Raw genomic sequence first — 20673 nt, 5'->3', positions numbered from 1 at the left:
CACGGGGGAAAGAATCAGTAGCGGGTGATGGTTTCGTGGAGATTCAGGATCACACGGCAGACAGAGGTCCACGCAGCCAGTTCCGTCTTGTCGAGATCCGCAGGCACAGGCTTGAGTCCCACTTGCAGGGACTTCTCCGCATCCGCAGCATTCGCCTGGAAGTGCTCACGCTGGGATTTCAAGAAGGCCAGCAACGATTCACGCTCCTCCTTCTTCACCGGTCGGCTCATTGCCAGAACGTACGCACGGTTCAAACGCGCAACATCCCCCGGCATCTTCGCCTCCAGCAATCGCGCGGCAAAGACACGCGCGGATTCCACAAACGTGGGATCATTCAACAGCGTGAGCGCTTGCTGCGGCGTGTTTGAATTATTGCGTAACGCGGTGCACTCATCACGCATGGGCGCATCGAAGTTCGCCAGCATGGGGTGCAGGAAGGTGCGCTGCCAGTGCATGTACACGCCGCGGCGCCACTGACGATCATCCGGTTCCGCGATGTAGGTGCGATTCGGGAACTGCAAGTTTTCGTAGTAGTCGGCCGGCTGGTACGGCTTCACACTGGGACCACCGAGTTCACGATTGAGCGCCCCTGAGATCGCGAGCGCATTATCCCGCACGAATTCCGCATCGAGGCGCCTTGGGTTCTGGGAGGACAGCAGGCGATTGGCCGGATCGATCTCACGCATATCCGCGCGCAGGCTGCTGCCCTGGCGGTAAGTGCTGGAGGTCACCATCAGGCGAATCATGTGCTGCACGTCCCAGCCGCTGTCTCGGAATTCACAGGCCAGCCAGTCGAGCAATTCCGGATGGCTCGGAGGCTCGCCTTGCGCACCCAGATCATCCACGACCATGGAGAGACCATTGCCAAAGAACTGTTTCCACAGCCGGTTCATCGTGGCGCGCGGCGTGAGCGGATTCTCCTGGGAGCAGAGCCACTCGGCGAGTTGCAGGCGCGTAGCCAGCGGCTTGTCCTTCTGCGCGCGGAAGGAGGCAGGCAGGAACTCCGGCACGGCGGGAGGCGTCACCTCTCCGGTCTCATCCATCCAGTTGCCACGTGGCAGTACCCGCACGGTCAGCGGTTCCATGGCCTTCGTCACCATGGTCCAAGTCCTGCCTTCACGGCAATCGAGCCACTCCGCATGCACCTTGCGATATTCCGCGAGCGCCGCGCGGTCCACGCCGGTGGAGGCGAGATACATCTCGGCAAGTTCGTCGGACGTCTGCTCCTGCTTCAATGCTTCCGCGAGCTTCCCGCTCCAGTCCCTGCCGAACGGCTTCAAGGGCGCAAAAGGCGAAACGGACACACGCATCACTCCAGCCATGTTTCCGGGAATGGTGACATGAAGTGTATCACCTTCCATCAGGGTGACCGGCGCCTCCAGAATCCACGCAGAAGTCTGCGGCTGATTCCATTCCTTGGACGAGGTCTTCCAACCACCGCGCAGGTTCAAAACCTGCACCGTGCTGTTGTACTGCGGATCCTCCCGGGTGGCCGTGGCATAAGCCACCGTGGCATTTGCATCCTTGGCTGCCCCCTTGCGAAGCACAGCTATGACGGGCTTCACGGTGAAAGAATTCTGTGATCCATCGCGCAGGATGCCGCCTCCATTCCGCGCATCCGGCAGGAACTCGATGCGCACCGCTGCCACCCTGCCAGTGACATTGAGTGCCACCTTCGTGGTATCCGCGCGCTTTTCAGCGAACACAATGCGCTGTCCCTTTTCAATTACCGGCTGCGGACGCTCCTGCTTTTCGCCTGCCTTTTCCGGAGTTGCCTTCTTGGGTTCAGTCGCAGCCGCCTTGTCACTCTTCTTGGGAGTGACTGGCGCCTCGCTCACGGTGACCACCGGCGCCGGTGCCTGCCAGCCACTCTTGTGTTTCGCCAGGAATGCCTGCGATTCCGTCTTCCACGCCGCGAGTTCCCCAGCCGATATCGCTGCCAGGGCCTTCTTCGCGAGAGCCAACATTTCCCCATGCAGTTTCTCGCCGCGCTTCTTCAAATACGGGCTCACCACTTCGATTTCCGGGGGGAAAGGATACTCATTGCTCCATCCCTTAAGCTCGGGATTTCTTGTGTAGCCGTAGTCAGCGTACACGCCCCACTGCTTCACATCCGCAAAGAAGGCCTGCATGGCATAAAAATCCTTTGCCGTGAAGGGATCGAACTTGTGGTCATGGCACTCAGAGCAGCCAAGCGTCGCCCCCAACCACGCACCTCCCACCGTGCGCACGCGTTCGGCACCATACTTCGCGAGATACTCCTTCGGCTGCGCCCCACCCTCGCGGGTCATCATGTTCAGGCGATTGAACCCCGAGGCCACGAGCTGCTCTTTGGTCGGGTTCTCCAGAAGATCACCCGCGAGTTGCTCTTTGGTGAACTGATTGAAGGGAAGGTTCTTGTTGAACGCGCCAATCACATAGTCGCGATACGGGAAGATGCGTTGGTTCTGGTCACCGTGGAATCCCACCGTGTCGGTGAAGCGCGCCACATCCAGCCACCACACTGCCATGCGCTCGCCGTAGTGTGGAGATTTGAAAAGCGCATCACGCAAGGCATCGTAGGCCGCATCGATTTCGGCGGGGCTCTTGCCCTCGGTAGCCTTCACGAAATCCCCCACCTGCTTTGGCGAAGGTGGAAGCCCGGTGATGTCCAGCGAGAGTCGGCGCACCAGCGTACGCGTGTCCGCCGCCGCGGACGGACCGGCTTTCTTCTCAATGAGTTTTTCCGCAATGAAGGCATCGATCGGATTGTGCAAGCTGAAGCGTTCATCCTGGATCTGCGGCACCGGCGGACGCACCAGCGGCGTGTATGCCCAGTGCGCCTCATACACGGCGCCCTCGGCTACCCAGCGACGGAAGGTTTCCTTTTGCGCCTCCGTCAGCTCCTTGTGTGCATCGTCAGGCGGCATCAAGTCGTCCGCATCCTTCGTGAAGATGCGTGCAATGATCTCACTCTCCTCCGGCTTGCCTGGCACGATGGGAATGGCCCCGGACTTCCCCGGCTTCAGCGCCTCCTCACGAATGTCCAGCCGCAGGCCTCCTTTGCGCGAGTTCTTGTCCGGCCCATGGCAGTGAAAACACGTGTCCGACATGATTGGTCGCACATCGCGATTGAAGCGAATGGGACCCTCCGCCGCGAGTGCGGTAGCGGCGGTGGCATGGATGGCGAAAACAAGGGTAACCAGAGTGGAGCGACTCATCGGGGGGAAGATAGGTAAAACGTCGCCATGGGTCAGGTCTAGCGAGGATTATTAAATCCATGCTATCACACCATTACCGCCTTACGGAAAGCATGTTTTCACTAGGTAAATCGCCCGATGGAGTATATGACTCACCGATGGCAATTTACTCCATCTGAACATCCTCATCGCCGCTTCGAACAATCGCCACTGGAGGGTCTCATGCGCATGAAAGTCGCGCGCCAAGTACAGCGGTACGGTTCCGCAATACTTCTGACATTAAGCCGCGACACCTTGCAACCCCGGGCAATTAGCAGGGTTCATGTCGTCATGATGAAAACCAACCTCTTCATCCGGCTCGGTCTGCTTCTCGTGTGTGGCGGCTTGAACTCTTTTGCCATCCTTGGCCAGTCCACCAACAGCACCAACTCTCCGGCAGCTCCTGCCACCGAAGCACTCGATTGGAATAAAGTACGGCAACTCCACCAACGGGCACAAAGCGGGGAAACACTCACGCCGGAGGAAACGGCCTACTACGAACGCGCGAAAGCCACGCGAGGCCGTTCCGGTGGCGGTCCCAACACCGGTTCCCTACGCAAAGCTCCAGATCACCTCACTCCCCTCACCGACCTTGGTGCGAGCGACAAGTATGAAGGGCAGGATGGCGGCCTCTACGGCGGCGGCATGAACACACCGCCTGAAGCCCATCGCAAGGCAGCTGTGGCTCAGCTCGCGGCAATCCAACCGCTGGACAAGGAAGGCAAACCCTCGCCCACAGGCACCATCGCATTTGTCTCCATCAGCATGTCGAACGCGACCCAGGAATTCTCCTTTTTCAAACGCGAGGCCGATGGTTCGCCGAAGAAGTCACCCAAAGTCACCATCGTCGACTGCGCCCAGGGAGGTCAGGCCATGGCGGAGTGGGCACCTCCAGATGCGCAGCCCTGGGCGCAGGCAAAGTCACGGCTGGCCAGTGCAGGCGTCACGCCCCAACAGGTCCAGGTTGCCTGGGTGAAGCTGGCCAACAAAGGCCCCAGCGGCTCGCTACAGGAGCACTGCAGGAAGCTGGAGGCAGACACCTTGAAAGTCCTCCAAAATGCCAAGGCTCTCTTCCCCAATCTGCGCATCGCTTATCTGGGCAGCCGGACTTATGGCGGCTATGCCAATGGGAACCTGAACCCCGAACCCTATGCCTATGAGAGCGCGTTCCCTGCGCGCTGGCTCATCCAGCGGCAGATCAGAGGCGACGCCGAACTCGCGCTCACCAAGTCACCTCTCCTGCTCTGGGGCCCCTACCTTTGGGCAGACGGCCTGCAGGGACGCAACACCGATGATCTGAAATGGGAACGCAGCGACTTCGTAGGCGACGGCGTACACCCCAGTGAATCCGGCCGGGCCAAGGTCACGGAACTCCTTCTCAAATTCCTCACAGAAGACCCGTTGGCCAAGGGGTGGTTTGCCAAGTAGGCGCGCGCAGACTCTTGGCCTGCACACTCACGGCGGACTTGCTTGTGAGCTCGACAAGTTCCGTTCACTCGTCGATACACGGGGTGTAGCAGCATCGTGCTCGGCATCCCGCCGTCTTTTGTGCCGCATGGAAATCCCCCAATACTGGGCTTCCGCCGAGGATGAAGTGAACGAGTCACCCAAGGGCCCGCTGCCATTGAAGTGCTTTGGCTGGTCGGACGAAAACCTCACGCAGGCCCGCTCACGCGCTTCCGAGACGCTGCAGCGCCTGATGGATCGTATCCGCTCGGGTGCTCCCCTGCCCGAGAAGTATCTCTACGCGAGCCGTCCCATCCGTGAGGAGATCCTTGAGACGATGACTCACACGGACGGTGGTACGCTGGCCCTCATCACGCGGAATGGTTATGGAGCCGCGGTGCTCAATACACCGAAGGTGATGTTTGCAGACATCGATGATCCAACACCCCCGCCCGAGTCACCGTTCAAGCAGTTGCTCTCCCTCTTCACCAAAACGCAACCTGCCAAAGCCGAACCGCAACTGCCGGCATTGGTGACATCATTTGCCGCGAGTCATCCCGACTGGAGCATCCGCTGCTACCGCACCTTTGCTGGCTGGCGGCTGCTCATGACGCATGAAACATTTGAGCCCACCTCTCCTGAATCCCGAGAGATCCTCCAGGCACTCGGCAGCGATCCCCAGTACATCGACCTGACACGCGCGCAGGAGTGCTTCCGCGCCCGTCTCACGCCCAAGCCCTGGCGATGCGGCGTCGAACGCCCGAACCGCTCCTTTCCCAGAGAAACGCCCGCAGCGGAAAACGCCCACATGAAGTGGCTCACCGGCTACGAACGCGCGAGTTCCAAATTCGCCACCTGTCGCTACGTGCAAACGCTCGGCTCCACCACGCAGTGTCCCGAAGCGCAACTCGTGGTGCTGTGGCATGACCGCATCACCCGGGCCAGCGAGTCAGCCCTCATGCTGGCGTAGCAGGGCGTAGGAAGGTAGCTGCCGGTTCCCAACCTCGAGAACGAGGGCTACATCATTGCGCCGTGGCAGAAACAGGCTCCAGTTGCTTCTTCTTCAGTTCCAGAATCTCCTTGTGTACCCGTTCGATTTGGACCTGTATCGTATCAGCATTCTGCTCTGCCTGCAGGGCCTGTTGGTTGAATGAATAAGACGGGCGGCCCCTGTTGCTCGCCCGGTTGGCTTGCACGCGAAAGCTGGAGGCACGGTTCAGCCATTCCTGCCGATTCTCTGTTAGTGTCCTTATCTTCTGCTCACACGCGTCAATCTCAAGCTGGAGTTTTCCTACTCTCGTATTGTTGGCCGCGGTCGTTGCCGGAACAGCCACAGGAGGCACCACGTCGTTGGACAAAGGCGGCGGGGGCAAATTTGCATCCACCCCCTCGGGAGTTGGCGGAGGCTCCGGAAGCATCGGGAATTGCTCGATCCGAAAACGGTCCCTCACAGCATCAGGAAGAGTATCCTTGTTTAGTTTCGCGACTCCCTCATCGTGAGCAAAGGTGACTTCGGTGTCCGTGATCTTTTGAATTTTTGCGCCACGAAGCGTCTGGTTTCCATGGTTGAACTCTGGCCACGTCGTGCCAATGGCGTAAGCCCGCACGTCCTGCACGCTCTTCTTGTAGGATTCCACAGCCGCGGCGCGCTTCTTGCGCAGGTTGGCGATGGTATTTCCAAGCTCCTTCTTTTCTCCAATCAGCTTTTCAATGGCCACGATGTCTTCATAACTCTTCCGCGAATTCTCGGTTTGTGCCTTTGTAGAAATGAGAGACTGCTGCACGAACTTCAAATCAGTTTGCGCCGCAGCCAGATCCCGTCGCTTCGAATCGATCTCGATGTAATAACTCACCAGTGCCGCAAAGCAGGCAATGAACAAAAATGCGGCCAACATGGCCCAAATGCGCCCTTCCATAACTAGATCAGATGTAGTTAGCCCTGTGAGATTGTTTTCTTATACTGCTCGTGCTCCTCATCGATTGCCTTGATATCCTTCTCCAGTCGTGACTTCTCCGCCTGGAGAGCGGCCATTTCATCCTCAAGAGCCTTTGAGCCATTCGGAGTGAAGGCTGCCTGGTCATCGTTCGCATGCGCGTTCAGCAATTCCGTGCGCGTTCTGGAATATTGGGCGGCCTCATCCAGGTTGTTTTGCACCTGGGGCCTGAGTTCCCCGACCTGCTTCTTCGCGGCAGCCGTCTCCGCCTCCAGGCGGCGGTGTTCCTGGCAGCTTGGGGAAGCAAGAGAAAACCCAATGAGAGTCGCCAGCGAAAGGAATGTGGAACGGGGCCTTGCCATCGCGGATTTTATCCAACAAATGAGAGCGAAGTGTCAATCTAAACACCGCCATTTTTTTACTTCGCGTCGAAAGCCGAGCCCATGCCCCCGATCATCACCTCAATCGCCCTGTTATCCATGTCCAATGTCTTCATGACCTTCGCGTGGTATGCCCACCTCAAGGACATGAGGGACAAGCCCTGGATCATTGCAGCCCTGCTGAGCTGGGGCATTGCTCTCTTTGAATACTTGCTCCAGGTGCCAGCGAACCGCATTGGGAGCCAGACCATGAGCCTTCCCCAGCTCAAGATTCTTCAGGAGGTCATCACCCTGACAGTATTCGTGCCCTTCGTGCTGCTCTACATGAAACAGCCGCTGAAGTGGGACTACCTCTGGGCCGCCCTCTGCATGTGCGGAGCGGTGTATTTCATCTTCCGGAAGTAGCTCTCGCGGCCAAGAGAGAGGCCGAGACAGCCAATAAAAAAGCGGAAGGCTCCAGACGAAGCCTTCCGCTTTTCAGATCATACAAGACTTACGGACTGACCGGTGCGCCGTTCAGGAAGAAATCGCCGCTCGGGTTGCCTACCACATCCATCGGACTGAGGAAGAACTCGGACACGAAGTTGCTAGCAGCCGGATCAAGCGTGCCATCGACAGTCAACTTGCTGCCGCCATCTTCCCGGAAGAAGAAGCCAACCGAATCTGGGTTTGTCCCCGAGCCAAGCACGAGGTTACGATCGAATCCTTTGATCCTCAGACGCGAGCCATCATTGCTCCGTGCCTTGAGGAATGCGTCATTGACCACACCATCGGCACTGAGGATGTTGTCTGCCACGGTGGCAGCCAGGCGTCCATCATCCTGGCTCTTGAGCTGAATGGCGTTGTCCTGGAAGTACCCGTGGAAAACGTTTCCAGTGACAGTGCCCTTCAGCACAGCATCATGCTCAGCCAGCAGGAAGATGCCGCTCGCGTCATAGTCTCCGTAGAACTGGTTGCCAGTGATGGTCGCCTTCAGGCGCTCACCGTCCTCGTCATCGTAGTGGTGTGCTGCGATTTTGATGGCATCACGCTCGAACTCGCCGTTCAGCACGTTGTTGGAGAAGTCGATCGTCATGCGAGAGACTTGGCGCTTGTCTGCATCCAGGGCGTGATCAAAGTCACCAAGGAAGGTGTTACCCAGGATGTCCGCCCTCAGAGTGGAAGCATGCTTCGACGTGATGGCGATAGCGTTTGGCACATCGCAGCCACAACCGTCACCTTCAAAAACGTTGCCGGAGATGGAAGCAAGCAGCGTGGAGCAATTGTGGCTGTCAAGCGTGACCATGGCCTCATAGCTGTCACCGCTGATGGTGTTGCCCGAGATAGTCGGCGTCATGGTGGCATGATCGAAGGTGACAAAACCAAAGCCCACTCCGTATTCCGACCACTCTGAGACGCTGTTTCCAGCAACATTCACGTTCATGAAGGAGTCGCCCTCGGCGTAGAATCCGGAGATCACCTGGTTAAAGTAACCGTCGAAGACATTGCCCGTGAGCTGCACATCCACGATGGCGTCATCATAGCTGGAGATCAGAGTCGCCGCGCCAAACTCCCCCTGGAACAGGTTGTTCGAAATGGTGGAGTTCACGGTCGAACCGCCGACGGCATCAATGTAGATGCCTGCCATGTAGGCACTGTTGATGATGTTGTTCGAGGCCAGGATATTCACGATGGGTGAAGAGCCACCGCCGCATCCACACATATCGAAGAAGGATGACGGATCGTTCAGGTCGAAGCCGTAACCACTGGCAACAGCGAGGGCGGCAAACACCCCATTGAACTCATTGTTTTGAAGCACGATGTTATGCGTGCCACCGTCGGAATCCGCCAGGACAGAGACGGAAGAAAGCAACAAGGGGATGAGTGCTTCAAACTCGCCCAACTCCTCAGGGAGCTCTTCAATGGGAGGAAGCCCTCCCAAATCAGGCGTGAACACATTGTCCGTCACAACCAGGTTGGTGGGATTGAACGCCACCACACTCGGACCAAACCCTGCCAAGATACCACCACGGAAGTCATAGCCCTGCACAATGAAGGTATTGATATTCAGAGCAGCCATGCCTCCATAAAGGACAGGACGCGCCGTATCGCCGCCGAAGTTCCGTCCACCAAGGCCCACGATAGGCACATAAGAACTGGTGAAGCGGGTGCTTCCCGTGAGAAGCACGGACTCCTCATAATCTATGCCTGTGCCACCCTGGGTATACACCGTCCACAAGCGGCCACTGTTGTTGCTGTTGGTGCCAGCCAGGAACGAACCTTCCGTGATGGTATTGAAGGGCCGCTCGGCCGTACCCGTGGCGCCATCCACCTGAGCTGTGCCCGCCTGAATGCCATTGCCCACGGCATCTCCGTTGTTCACGAAGACGATGTCATCTTCCAACACTACCTGGCCAGGACGCTGCGTGACCTTGGTGACCTTCTTCACCTTGGTGCTGGTGCTCGTATCCGTATCCACGGTGTTGGCCACCTTGATGGCGGCATTCTGACGACGGACCGGTTCAGCCAAACGCTCCACCAAATGACGACGGCGAGGCGTGAAGGACTCACCAATGCGGCTCCAGAAAGTCTTGCCATCGCCCAGATCACCGCCTTCGAAGGGAATCTGAAGCTGCACGCCCACAGTCCAGTCACTGCCGGTCAGACGTTCATCGTCATACCAGGTTCCGGTGAGAATGACCGCTGGAACGGGGCGGACTTCCACACCAGCCTTCCAGCCTTCCACATTGCCAGTACCGCCCTCCTGCGGACCGAAGGGCTGATTGTCGAACTTGTAGTAGCCGCCGATAACGCGCAAATCGAAGTACCGATCCAGCCCGGGGATCAGGAAGGCGACTTCCGCGTCCCAGCCTTCCATGCCCTCTTCATAACGACGGAAGAGACGCTCGATGGTCGTGGTGCTGATGCTTGTGGTAGTAGTCGTCGTGAACAGGGCATTCTGCGCGACGCTGCTGCCCGTAGCGTACGGGTCGCTCGTGGGCGTGACCGACTGCGACGTGCTCGTGCTCGAGCGCTGAATGGTCTCCACGGTGCGCGTGGTTTCAGCGAGTTGCTTGTCGGAGAGCGGGATGTAGTAGTTCCCACGCACTTCCACATAGCGAGTACCGACTTCCAGACCCACGCCCAGCTGCCAGAACTGGTTATCCTCCTCCGTGTCGAGCATGTCGATGAACACGTTCGCTCCGACGAAGATGCCCTCGTCGAAGAATCCCGGCTGCGGCACATCACGGTTCTTCAGCGCAGAGACGGACTGGGTGCCAAAAAGGTGCCTCCATCCCAAACCAAGTGAGGCGGCCACTTCGCCCTGCTCCCCCCAGGAGGTGTAGGGCTCCAGATAGATGACATCACCACTCAGCGTGGAGTCTGCACCCAGCGTGCTCCACACGGGGGCCACAATCGAGAAATTGCCCTCCGTGTAGTCATCACTTGTCTTCACCCCACCAGTAACGGTGCCCAGATACATAGGATGGGCCTCAACCACCACATCCTTCGGATTTTTGACAGGGGGACCCGCAAGCAGCGCAGGTGTGAGACTGCAGGCGGAAAGCAAACCGGCGGCGCATGCCCGGACCAAACGGGCAGGATTGGGTATTTGCATGTAGGGTGTTGGGAGAGCTTTGGGGGTGAAGCGGGTTGTCTTTTCTTTGGGAGTTATGCCGTTCTTAGGTTAACAGAAATTCCCTATATCTCTCGGGGATTCTTGCAGAACCTCGCCTTATAAACATTACTTCATCCACTTGTCTATCAGAAAACAAAGAACGCCCGGCATTGCAGCCGGGCGTTCTTTTTCCAGTAAATACTGGGCAGTGGAGGGACTACTTCGCCGCTGGAGCGGGAGGCGCCCCGGGCATAGGCAGCTCAAACTTCGGATTCGCCGCGAGGTACGCGTCCACATCCTTCGTCACAATGATCTTGCCCCACATGATCATCCAGTGGCCGGGGAAGGTGCAGACGAATTCCATCTCACCTTCCTTGCCGGGTGCCTTGAGCTTGAGAGTCTCCTTCTGGCCAGGATTCAGCAGATGAGTCGCGTCCATGAGGGGCTGGCCCTTCGGAAGAAACTGACGTCCTTGCTTGTCCACTTCTGATGGACTCATGGTCTGCGCTGCCATGCCGATCGCGGAGTGCTGCTCATTGCCGACCAGCACGAGATTGTGCGGCATCACGTCGTCGTTCTCGAAGATGATCTCAAACGGCTTCCCCTTCTCCACCACGATGCGCTGGGTGTCGAAACGGAGCTGCTCGTGCACCGTCTTCACCACGTAGACCGCCACGCTCAACCCGCGCAACTCCTTGCGCAGTGCGGTATTCCCCGCGAGCGAGGCCATCTCCATGCCGAGCTGGTTCACTTCTACAAAAGACTGCTCGGAGCGCTTGTCCGCCGGGACAGACTTCGCATAGCCCAGCACGCTCTGCGCGACGGCCTCCGCCTGCGCCTTGTCCCAGGCCGTGCGCGGAAGCTGCATGATGGCAGTGGTGGCAGCGTTGCGCTCATTGCCATCGATCACATGCTTGGCCAGCACGGCGAAGTTGGCAGGAGCGTTGCCCGGGCCCATGAGGGAGAGCGCCTTCAATGCGGCCTGCCGCTGTTCGCCCTTCACGCCACCGTCATTGAGGAGTGCGCTGAGCTGCGGCTGGAACTTCGCACGCAACGCAGGATCCGGCACCAAGCCGATGCCCTGCACCAGGGCGGTACGCCATTCCGCCTTATCCGCGGTAGCAACCCACACGTCATCCGGCTTGCGGTCCTGGACGATGATGGAAGCCCACACGGCACGGCGCACGTCCGGCAGGTTTGCGGAGCGGGCCAGCCCGGAGAGTTGCTCCTTGGCCTTCGTCAGCGCATCCACCGGAGCGGAGAGGAGGAGCTTGCCAAGGTCAGAAGCCGCCTGGCCTGCCACACCGCTCTTCGCATCGAGACGCTTCAGCGCGGCGACGGTCTCCGTGACGCGATCGCTCTTGTGCAGCTTCACGAGTTCGTCGATCGCCTTGTCCCGGGTGGCAAGATCGTAGCTCTTGCGCTCCAGCTTGGCCTGCAGCACGGCTTCCACATTCGGCATGCCCTTGAGCTCGTTGTCATCCATGCGGCTGAGCAGTGCGGCGACCAACACTGGATCGCTGGGCAGGGTCTGCTCCTTGCTCTGGGACTGGAGCTGCTTGAGCGTCTCCTTCAGGCAGTAGTCGATGTAGTAGTCACCCTCGTGCTTCAGCGAGGTGTAAGCCACGTCGAGCGCCTTCGGCACATCCGCTCCGCTGAAGAAGCTCGCCGCGCGGATGGCTTCGAGACGCACACGGGGGCTCTCGTCATCGGCAGCCTTCTTCAGAATTTCGATCGCTTCGGGAATACGATCGCGCTGGTAGCACACCACACGCACAGCCTGCGCACGGGCGCGGGGCTCAGGTGAGGCAAGCACCGTATTGATGAGCTCCTTGTTCACCACGTTGTGCCACTGGTGCACCCACAGGGCTTCCAGGATGTGGTGCGCGTCTTCCACCTTCTTCGGGTCGAATTGCTTCACCCACTTCTGCACCGCAGCGACCACCGCCTTGGAGTCATGCTTGTCGAGCTCGACCTTGGCGCGGGTGCGCACGTCGTTCTCAGGCTCCTTCAGCAGCTCGAGCAGCTTCTCAATGGGCTGGCCATCGATCTTCTTCACCTCGAGCAACGGGCGACCTTCGTAGGTCACGCGGTACACACGGCCATGGATCTGGTCGCGGTTCGGGTCACGCAGGTGGTGCTGCATGTGACCGATGATGGCGTTGGACCAGTCAGCGAAGTACAGCGAGCCATCCGGAGCCACACTGGCGCAGGAAGGACGGAACGTGCCAACCTCCGCGGGGCTGCACTCCACGAGAGTGTTCAGTTTCTCGGGAGTGGTCGAGCCGGGCTTGGTGTATTCATGGTAGAGCGTCTCGCCCTTCAGGCCGGAGCCTACTTCGGCGAACTTTGCGCGGAAGATGCCCTGCACGCTGATGACGTTGCAGTTCAAGAAATTGTCGCGGAACTCGTCCGGGAAATGACGGCTGGAGAGAATGGTCGTGCCCGCACAGGGACGGGACGGATGCTGCCAGACGAGGTCGAACTTCGAGTGTTTGTTCGGCTCGCTGATGAAGCCGCTGAAGCCCGGGCCGAAGTAGTTGTTGTTCCCCGTGGCGTCGGTGATGATGTCATTGCCCCAGTAGTCGAAGACGCGGCCGTGCGGGTTCGCGAAGCCATAGGCCGCGTAGCGCTCGAACTTGCCCGTGCGGGGCTCGTACCGGTAGATGCAGCCATCCTTGTTGCGCACTGGACCTTCGGGCGTCTCCACCTGGGAGGCGTGGAACACACCGTCCGAGCAATACACCGCACCGCCGGGCTCATAGCAGATGGAGTTCGTCTCGTGGTGTGAGTCCGCCGCATCGAGACCGCTGAGGATGCGCTCAAACTTGTCAGCACGTCCATCGCCATCGGTATCTCGGGCATAGAGCAGATTCGGCGAGCGCATGACGAGCACGCCATCCTTGTAAAACTGGAAACCCGTGGGGCAGTTCAGGTCATCCATGAAGGGCGTGCACTTGTCCGCCTTGCCGTCGTTGTTGGTATCTTCCAGCACCAGGAGGCTGTCTCCCTTCGTGCTCCAGGGAGTGCGGCTGGGATAGTTCCGCCAGGAGGCGACCCACAGGCGGCCCTTGGTATCAAATGCCATCTGCACCGGCTTGATGAGTTCCGGGAACATCTTCTCATCCGCGAAGAGTTGGACCTTGATGCCCTGGGGCGTCTTCATCTTGCCCACCACTTCCTCTCCACTGGGGAACTCCACGAGGCCTGTGTTCGGATCCACCTTGAATCCAGTCATAGGCGTCTTGTTGAAGGTGTCGCCACCCACGGGCAGGTTCGTCTCCACCTTGGTCACCGCTGGGACATTGGAGTCATCCACCTTCAGGTCGCCACCCTTGGCTACAGCCCACACGCGCTTCTCGCGATTGTCGGTCATCACGTCACGCACGGACATCTCCTGCTGCATGACCTGATAGTTCGACACATACGGGGCCTCAGGAGTCTTCTGGTTCTGCAGGAAAGCGCCGGTGTGCGCCTTGTATGCCAGGCCGGAGCGTCCGCCGTGGATGTTGTAACTGTCCACCGTGCGGTAGCGGCTGTGCCATTCCTCATTGCGATCGAGGATGGCGCCGCGGAGTTTCTCAAGTCCCTTGTAAGAAGGAGCATCCTTGCCGAAGAGCGACTTGTAGATCGCCGGGGCCAGCACCTTGTCGCCTTCCACCGTGAGGTGAATGCCATTGAAGGTAAGTGGTGCCTTCGCGGCGGCGTACGCCTTCTGCGAGGCATCGAAAAGATCCACAAACTGCACGCCATTCGCCGCGGCCACTTCCTTCATGGCGGCGGTGTAGTTCTGCAGGTTGGTATTGTTCTCGTCGGGCTTGGCGACGTCCGGGTTGGACTGCTTTTCCGCGGCTGTGGGAGAGAAAAGCACCACCCGCGGTGCGCCGTCGCCCCCGTAGTTCTTGGTCTTCAGGTCTTTCAGGAACGCATCGAGGTTCTTCTTGAACTCCTCAATGCCCTCATACCCCTTGAAGGACTCATTGAATCCGTAGAAGGCGAAGATCACATCCGCGCCCACTTTGGACAGCCACTCCTCACGCGTGCCGAATCCCTCGGAGCGGTGCCAGGTATTCACCTCATCCGCCGCCACAGCCAGGTTCCGGATGACCAGGTCCTTGTCCTTGTTCTCCGCATGGATCAGCGTGTCCAGCCAGCCGGAGTGCTGATGCCGGTCCGCCAGCAGGCTGCCGACGATGGCGATGTGGTCACCTTTCTTGAGTTCCAGGGAGGCAGGGGCTGCCTGGGCCTGGATTTGCACCTGCCCATGCAGGGCAAGACCCGAAACCAGGCCAGCGAGGAGGGTGTGGAAGCGTCGATTCATGCAGGGAAACTGAAATGAGGGAAGTCCAATACGGCAGGCCAATAGCGGAGTGATCCTGCTTTTTGACATGGAAAATGAAGTTTTTTTGGGGGCAGCGCTGGCGCATGCAAATTTCAAGTTCACAAACAGGCGTAAAAATTCGGGGATAGCACAGTTGATTTTTTTCTTCACTAGTATGTATGTAGCTTGGCGACCCGCCCCTTCTGATGAGCAAACACCTTGTTCCAATTCTCGCTGATGCAATGCGCGCCTACTATACCGGCGATGAATTGCATGAGCTGTTCGGCCTCTTCGATAGCGAGCTTGAGTGGGATCATAGCCGCGGCGAGCCGGCTCACATCGCAATCGCCAAGCGACTGGTCACACAAATGGAGCATGCCAACAACCGAAGGATATTGGAGGCCCTGATGCCAAGCCTTTTCGTCCGATGCAGCGAGATGATCGCAAAAACGTCCTGGGAAAGAAGAGACTTCCACGAGGAAATGTCGAAGCGTCTCGAGAAATTGCGACCGCTTCTGGACGGTCCAACAACACCAATCGAGATTTCAGTGTCAGATGCCAAGCCGTTTACCGCAAAGTCAGAAATTCGAGACTTGGTCGCACAAAGCGAAGGACCGATTCTACTTGTTGACGCCTATATTGGCATCAACACGCTTGATTGCTTCAGAGACGTTGCGCATTCAATTAGGATTCTGACGGGCCAGCAGAGGCAATCCATCGAAACTAGTTTTGATGCCGCAGCGAGGGATTTCCTTGCGGAAGGCCGCGTTCTTGAGATTCGACGGCATTCTAAGCTTCATGACCGTTACCTCATTTTCAATGATCGCTGCTGGCTTGTTGGCGGTTCGATTAAGGATGCTGGCAAGAAAGCTCTCAACGTCATAGAGTGTATTGACAGCAAAGGGGCTATCGTTGCCGATGCCGAAACAAAATGGAAGGAAGCTACTGCTTATATGTGAATGGGGACGACAGGCATAGTACATTTGACCTCACTTTCCGCCTCTCAGCCCACCCAGACGAGGTGCGCCAGCTTCCGCCGGTGTTAAGCTGGGACACAGACAAAAAAGCCATAAACTCGATCACCGACCAACCAAGGGCGAACAAAGCGCTGGTGCCAACCGCCAAGGCTACTCTGTCACCCATGCTTTTCGCAAGTCCAACCCGCCAACTCGTCTCCACGCTCATTCCCGCACCGGCAGTCGGCACAGCATTAGACGTTAGGCGCTTTCACCCAACATCCCTATCATGACGCCAACTGAAGCAACTCTAACCTCGGCAGCCGTCAGTGCTGTCATTTCAATTATCGTCAACGCAGTAGGAATTCTTGTCCAGGCCCGTCGCTCCGCACGTGAGCGCGCCGACAAGCTTCACGACCAGCTCCGTGGTCTCGTTGCTTTGCTCGATCGAGGGCTGTTCTACGCTGGCTTCGACCGCGAAGACCCTGTAGAGATGCTATGGGCTATTACCGACGTGCGCACCAAACTCCAACTGAATGGGGCAGCTTACGTTCGAGACGACATTACCGCGAAGGCATTCTCTGAGATTCGCGATGCCCTCTACAACATGGAGATGCAGATCGACGGCGAATTTCCCGAGGTCGCGCGTCTCGCACGCACAAAGGGAGCAGAGCGAGTAGATCGGACTCAGACACAGCAGCAACTCGGACCCACATACGGTGCAGCAATCTCTCGAATGATGGGATTACGCACAACCGTTTGGAGTGCCACTCAGCGAATTCATGCTCGCCTCAAATCGCTTTCGGCATAGCGGCCACCAGTACCAACGTCCAAGCGCCATACGCCCGGCCATTGCGTCACTGTTGCAACCCAAGCCTCTCGTGAGGCGGAACGCTGAGCCAACGTTGGGCCGCTTCAGGAGCAAGTAATCCGCCCCCTCCGATATTCCCTCAATGTCACCTTGGACGGCTGCTGCGATCATCAGGCCGGACGATCGCCGCGGCAAAGAAGTGACTCTTGTCCAACTTCAAAACCGGGTCTGACAAGCTGACACAGGCAGCGGTGTCTGTTCCTCGACATCCGTCGACTCTGCACACTCACCCTTCAATCCAAGCGACCAATCACCCCCGTGACATCCCGGCGTTTCATCCAACTCTGCACCTTTCTGCTGTTCAGTATAGCCACCTTCGATCGAGTTCTGGCCGCCGAAACACCTGAAAAGCAGACTCAGGCGACTGGCGAGAAGGAGCATACCAGAGCGCTGCACTCCCCTGAGTCAGTGACACGCTCTAGTCGCCCGCTGATCGGCGCCATTCGGTGGGATGGCTGGGGGAACAACTGCGCGATCGGGAAGGACTCTGAGCGAGTCCTCGGTCCAGCCAAGTACCAACATCGCGCGCCATTCTTTGTGCATGCCGCTGGGCCGGATTTCATCACACTCAAACCCCTCTCCCAGGAAATCATGGACACTGAGATTGGCTACGCCGTCCACGCCGGTGTCGATTACTGGGCCTTTGACTGGTATCCGCCAGGCAATGGGATGGAACTCGCGCGAAACCTTTTCCTTGCTTCTGGCAAACGGGAGCGTCTCAAGTGGTGTGTCGTCTTGGGCACAAACCCTTTCGACATGAATCGAGATGCGCCCTGGCTCGCCGCGGAATTTGGCAAGCCGGGATACCAGAAGGTTCTCGACGGTCGTCCTCTGGTCTATCTCTTTGCACCGATGACCCGCACGGACCTTGCCGCATTGCGAGAGCTCTCCCTGAAATCCTGCGGCAAGAGTCCCTACGTTGCCATGATGGGCTGGACCGCCACCGAGGTGGCGCAGGCCTGCGAAGCGGTCGGCGCCGATGCCGTCACCATGTACGCCGGCGGAATGGAGAAAAACTGGGACGAGTACTCCAAGCTAAAAGAAATCATTCCCAATGTGAGCACCGGCTGGGATCCAACCCCTTTTCGGGATACACAGGTCACTTGGTACCCTCGCGAAAATATCGTGAAGGACTTTGTCGGCTGGTCAGCGACACCAAAGCAAGTAGTTGCCGGCGTGGAGGCTGCTTTTGCCTGGACCAAAGCCAATCAGGGAAAAGTTCCCGCGAACACCATTCTGGTTTACGCGTGGAATGAACACTCGGAAGGTGGCTGGCTTTGCCCCACGTTCAGCCCCCAGGGGCCGAACACCGAAAGGATCGACGCGCTTCACGAATGGCTGTCCGGCCGGACTTCAGTGCAGGGAAACTGAATTGTTTTTTTGCGCGGGCGTTTGTGATGACATGGCTTATCGCACCTTGAAATTCCGCAAGGTGGTCTGAATACTCTACACAACGGATTCATGATAAGACCGCTTCCCTTACCAGTCGCGCCGCCCATTTGGGGACTGGCAGAATTTCGCATCACCCGGCCTGAATTACGCATGATGCTGGGCGAGCCACACTACGTCGAAACGGACTCATTTCGCACTTCCGGCGGCGAGGAGGACTCATGGGCATTTTCGCTTTCCTCAGGCCAACGCATGGCCATCCTCTTACAAGTTCCCTATGAGGTCGCCATAATCTACGGCGATCCGCCTGCACTGTTGCCCATCTTGGGTGAACTTGGCCTGTCCTCTGACGATGTGCGCCTCCATCCCTTTCCCGTACCGTTCGAGCATAAATGAAGAAGAGATACACCTGTCCACTCATGACAACCCTCCATCCAGCCTTGGCCTTCCTCGCCATTTGTGCACTTCTCTGCGGGACACGCGCACAACTCCACGCCGACGACGCAACTTCCCCACTCTATCTGGTGCTTTTTAAAGTGGTCGTAGGCGAAGGCAGCAAAGTCCAGGACTTCCGAGTGATCAAGGTGATTGATCTCCTCTCGGGATCGAACAATGCGATAGCGGTCGAGTTGCCCCAGGCATTCATCAACGACGCGCGAAAGAAGGTCGAGGACGAACGATTGGAACCCACAGTCGAGGATGGAAAATCCAGCAGCACCCTGACCAGTTTCCTCTACTCACCGGCAGATGATAAGAATGAGCCCCCCAAGGTCTCCTTCCACGCCCTCAATAGCGCCATGAACAGCACTTCTGAGTTCCGTCTCCTGGGGCAGGACGGCGCGGTGTCCAACTTTGGCGCAAATCTGGGACACTCCGCTTTCTTTGTCAGCTACTACGCGCTGCCTCTGGCAAAAGAGAAGAAGCAACAGCGGGAAGCGCTCATCGAAGCAGAACTGCAGCGCAACGCCGCCAATGTGCAGAACGCTGAAATCCTCTCTCGCAAAGATCTCTCCACCGACTCGCAGACCATCGTGGAATTCACCTGCAGATCTCCCAGGAACCCCGCCCTCACCATCCGCTCCCGCTACATCTGCAACGACCGCCAGATGCTCGCCTTCGCGGCTATCACACCCGCAGGACTCTCTCCCGAGGACGCCCAATCATTCGAACGCCTTTTTGAAGCTTTCCGCTTCCGGTAATGCGTAAGACTGCAGGGACTGGGCCCCGCCTGGAGTTACCATGAACATCCTGTGGGCTGCGTTGACCCATGCTCTTCAGCTTGCCTTTCCCGACGCTGAACTATACAAACGGATGACCCTGAGCGGGAGTCCGCCAGACGATTCACATGACGCAAGATGCCCTGACCAAACAACTCGGAACTCTGGCCGATGCCGTTCGAGCCGATCCCCGCTGGCAGCAAGATGACCTCAGTGTCGAGGTCCTGTGCATGCTGCTCTATGGTTTTGCCCTGATGACTGGTCGCTCGGTGATGTTTCTCGACGTCGAGGACATTGACGCCGCGGTTCTCCGGTGCCTGACCGACCATGTGGGAGCCGCCGCCAAGTGGAGCGGCGGCCTGGTGGCGGAAGCCAGCGCTTCAGCCATGAACCAAGCACATCATCGCGCCCACCATGCGTTGATTGGGGTGGGCCACAGCTACATAGGCGCCGACAATCTGAAGCCAGTCGTCGACAACATTTTTACCAACATCGCCTACACCCGGCGATACCTTGAAGGGAATGTCTAGTCAAGTGCCGCAGCGAACTGGACTGGGCGGCTGTGATCCATTAAGTCCCCCAGCAAGTGTCTCCATGCGAGAGTTTCTCCGCACCGGCGAGTTTGGCCCAGTACGGCTTGGCGACTCGGTTGACGCTCTCAGAAGCTCATTCGGCGAGCCTCCCGTCGTCAGTGCAACTTCCCGCCGGCATCGCACGCCGGGCATTTGGGAGTATGGAGATATCGAGTTCCACCTGACCAGTGATCACAAGTCGCTTAGCCTTATCTTCTGCGACACCTTCGCACAGCTTGAGCTTGTTCCAGCAGTAGTGTTCGACCGTTGGTTCTTCGAGGGCCATCCACCGCTGGAGCAAGTTGAGCGCGAGTTGGGGACAGCTGACATCAAGTATGAGAGGCATGACATGCCACATGAACCATCCGCTTTCGTGCTGCGCCTCGACTCCGGAATTGAGTTGCTGTTCAGTGATGGTAGCGACCCGATGATGTGGCCCGGTGTTCCGGGTCTCTTTGGATTTCAGTATTCAGGCAAGGCCGCCAGCTAACCCAGCGCCGCAGCGGACGCATCCGCTGTCTCAGTTGCAAGCTCCCCCACCCTTTCCTCGCAAAATTAGTGTCCGAGCTCTATCGTTCGATCTAGAACCATGCCGCAACTGACACAACAAAGCTGGCGCAACATCAGGATTGTCATCGCCTCCCTCTGTATCTTGAGTGCGGCGCTTATCCTCGCCGTTACCATGTGGTTTTCTTGGGGATTTACCGATTCTGCGGCGTGGGGAGCTTGGGGAAAACCCCAGACACATGAAGAGCACGTCAGCAAGTTCTG

Annotated in this window: 15 protein-coding genes; 10 read left to right on the top strand and 5 right to left on the bottom strand. The window is 58.1% G+C overall.

All coding sequences use genetic code 11. The features are described from left to right. Window positions 1–14: 14 nt before the first annotated feature. Window positions 15–3200 (bottom strand): PSD1 and planctomycete cytochrome C domain-containing protein, encoded by a 3186-nt coding sequence (locus G5S37_RS13505; RefSeq protein ID WP_165204741.1) that lies wholly within the window; start codon window positions 3198–3200, stop codon window positions 15–17. Window positions 3201–3509: 309 nt separating this feature from the next. Here G5S37_RS13505 and G5S37_RS13500 point away from each other — a divergent pair, with 309 nt between their 5' ends. Together G5S37_RS13500 and G5S37_RS13495 are read left to right on the top strand one after the other, a co-directional pair. Beyond that, window positions 3510–4646 carry a hypothetical protein gene (locus G5S37_RS13500; RefSeq protein WP_165204739.1) on the top strand — a complete coding sequence of 379 codons (1137 nt, stop codon included), beginning with the start codon at window positions 3510–3512 and terminating at the stop codon, window positions 4644–4646. Window positions 4647–4773: 127 nt separating this feature from the next. Next, complete coding sequence (locus G5S37_RS13495) at window positions 4774–5634, top strand: hypothetical protein (protein ID WP_165204737.1); 861 nt, start codon at window positions 4774–4776, stop codon at window positions 5632–5634. A gap of 52 nt (window positions 5635–5686) precedes the next feature. On the opposite strand, the gene G5S37_RS13490 is transcribed toward G5S37_RS13495, so the two are convergent. Then, window positions 5687–6559: a hypothetical protein gene (locus G5S37_RS13490; RefSeq protein ID WP_165204735.1), complete on the bottom strand. Its 873-nt coding sequence runs from the start codon at window positions 6557–6559 to the stop codon at window positions 5687–5689. 38 nt (window positions 6560–6597) lie between these two features. Further along, window positions 6598–6960 carry a hypothetical protein gene (locus G5S37_RS13485; RefSeq protein WP_165204733.1) on the bottom strand — a complete coding sequence of 121 codons (363 nt, stop codon included), beginning with the start codon at window positions 6958–6960 and terminating at the stop codon, window positions 6598–6600. Window positions 6961–7041: 81 nt separating this feature from the next. Here G5S37_RS13485 and G5S37_RS13480 point away from each other — a divergent pair, with 81 nt between their 5' ends. Then, on the top strand, window positions 7042–7383 hold the full coding sequence (locus G5S37_RS13480; RefSeq protein ID WP_165204731.1) for a DMT family protein: 342 nt from the start codon (window positions 7042–7044) through the stop codon (window positions 7381–7383). 88 nt (window positions 7384–7471) lie between these two features. Here G5S37_RS13480 and G5S37_RS13475 read toward each other — a convergent pair whose 3' ends face one another. Next, window positions 7472–10441 carry an inverse autotransporter beta domain-containing protein gene (locus G5S37_RS13475; protein WP_165204729.1) on the bottom strand — a complete coding sequence of 990 codons (2970 nt, stop codon included), beginning with the start codon at window positions 10439–10441 and terminating at the stop codon, window positions 7472–7474. A gap of 352 nt (window positions 10442–10793) precedes the next feature. Then, window positions 10794–14897: a PVC-type heme-binding CxxCH protein gene (locus G5S37_RS13470; protein WP_165204727.1), complete on the bottom strand. Its 4104-nt coding sequence runs from the start codon at window positions 14895–14897 to the stop codon at window positions 10794–10796. Window positions 14898–15103: 206 nt separating this feature from the next. Here G5S37_RS13470 and G5S37_RS13465 point away from each other — a divergent pair, with 206 nt between their 5' ends. The 7 genes from G5S37_RS13465 to G5S37_RS13435 all read left to right on the top strand — a co-directional run bounded on the left by G5S37_RS13465 (window position 15104) and on the right by G5S37_RS13435 (window position 20392). After that, on the top strand, window positions 15104–15856 hold the full coding sequence (locus tag G5S37_RS13465; RefSeq protein WP_165204725.1) for a hypothetical protein: 753 nt from the start codon (window positions 15104–15106) through the stop codon (window positions 15854–15856). Window positions 15857–16142: 286 nt separating this feature from the next. Then, window positions 16143–16664 carry a hypothetical protein gene (locus G5S37_RS13460; RefSeq protein ID WP_165204723.1) on the top strand — a complete coding sequence of 174 codons (522 nt, stop codon included), beginning with the start codon at window positions 16143–16145 and terminating at the stop codon, window positions 16662–16664. 651 nt (window positions 16665–17315) lie between these two features. After that, entirely contained in the window at window positions 17316–18095 is a 780-nt protein-coding gene (locus tag G5S37_RS13455) for a hypothetical protein (protein ID WP_165204721.1), read from the top strand. 90 nt (window positions 18096–18185) lie between these two features. Next, the gene (locus tag G5S37_RS13450) at window positions 18186–18509 is read left to right on the top strand and encodes a hypothetical protein (protein ID WP_165204719.1); all 324 of its coding nucleotides are present in this window, start codon (window positions 18186–18188) and stop codon (window positions 18507–18509) included. 23 nt (window positions 18510–18532) lie between these two features. Further along, complete coding sequence (locus tag G5S37_RS13445; protein WP_165204717.1) at window positions 18533–19312, top strand: hypothetical protein; 780 nt, start codon at window positions 18533–18535, stop codon at window positions 19310–19312. Window positions 19313–19458: 146 nt separating this feature from the next. Further along, window positions 19459–19860, top strand: a complete 402-nt coding sequence (locus tag G5S37_RS13440) for a hypothetical protein (protein ID WP_165204707.1) — start codon at window positions 19459–19461, stop codon at window positions 19858–19860. 64 nt (window positions 19861–19924) lie between these two features. Continuing rightward, on the top strand, window positions 19925–20392 hold the full coding sequence (locus G5S37_RS13435; protein WP_165204705.1) for a hypothetical protein: 468 nt from the start codon (window positions 19925–19927) through the stop codon (window positions 20390–20392). The last annotated feature ends 281 nt before the right edge of the window (window positions 20393–20673 follow it).

Origin of the sequence: Roseimicrobium sp. ORNL1, assembly GCF_011044495.1 — a bacterium.
Classification (GTDB): Bacteria; Verrucomicrobiota; Verrucomicrobiia; order Verrucomicrobiales; family Verrucomicrobiaceae; genus Roseimicrobium.
Note: the sequence above shows the minus strand (reverse complement) of the source record. Positions and strands in the feature narration are given on the sequence as shown.

Coding starts and splice junctions, on each gene's coding strand:
- G5S37_RS13475 (WP_165204729.1), bottom strand. CDS start 10,441: ATGTATCTGGGCACCGTTACTGGTGGGGTGAAGACAAGTGATGACTAC.
- G5S37_RS13435 (WP_165204705.1), top strand. CDS start 19,925: ATGCGAGAGTTTCTCCGCACCGGCGAGTTTGGCCCAGTACGGCTTGGC.
- G5S37_RS13450 (WP_165204719.1), top strand. CDS start 18,186: ATGATAAGACCGCTTCCCTTACCAGTCGCGCCGCCCATTTGGGGACTG.
- G5S37_RS13440 (WP_165204707.1), top strand. CDS start 19,459: ATGACGCAAGATGCCCTGACCAAACAACTCGGAACTCTGGCCGATGCC.
- G5S37_RS13485 (WP_165204733.1), bottom strand. CDS start 6,960: ATGGCAAGGCCCCGTTCCACATTCCTTTCGCTGGCGACTCTCATTGGG.
- G5S37_RS13480 (WP_165204731.1), top strand. CDS start 7,042: ATGCCCCCGATCATCACCTCAATCGCCCTGTTATCCATGTCCAATGTC.
- G5S37_RS13455 (WP_165204721.1), top strand. CDS start 17,316: ATGGACACTGAGATTGGCTACGCCGTCCACGCCGGTGTCGATTACTGG.
- G5S37_RS13460 (WP_165204723.1), top strand. CDS start 16,143: ATGACGCCAACTGAAGCAACTCTAACCTCGGCAGCCGTCAGTGCTGTC.
- G5S37_RS13470 (WP_165204727.1), bottom strand. CDS start 14,897: ATGAATCGACGCTTCCACACCCTCCTCGCTGGCCTGGTTTCGGGTCTT.
- G5S37_RS13500 (WP_165204739.1), top strand. CDS start 3,510: ATGATGAAAACCAACCTCTTCATCCGGCTCGGTCTGCTTCTCGTGTGT.
- G5S37_RS13445 (WP_165204717.1), top strand. CDS start 18,533: ATGACAACCCTCCATCCAGCCTTGGCCTTCCTCGCCATTTGTGCACTT.
- G5S37_RS13505 (WP_165204741.1), bottom strand. CDS start 3,200: ATGAGTCGCTCCACTCTGGTTACCCTTGTTTTCGCCATCCATGCCACC.
- G5S37_RS13495 (WP_165204737.1), top strand. CDS start 4,774: ATGGAAATCCCCCAATACTGGGCTTCCGCCGAGGATGAAGTGAACGAG.
- G5S37_RS13490 (WP_165204735.1), bottom strand. CDS start 6,559: ATGTTGGCCGCATTTTTGTTCATTGCCTGCTTTGCGGCACTGGTGAGT.
- G5S37_RS13465 (WP_165204725.1), top strand. CDS start 15,104: ATGAGCAAACACCTTGTTCCAATTCTCGCTGATGCAATGCGCGCCTAC.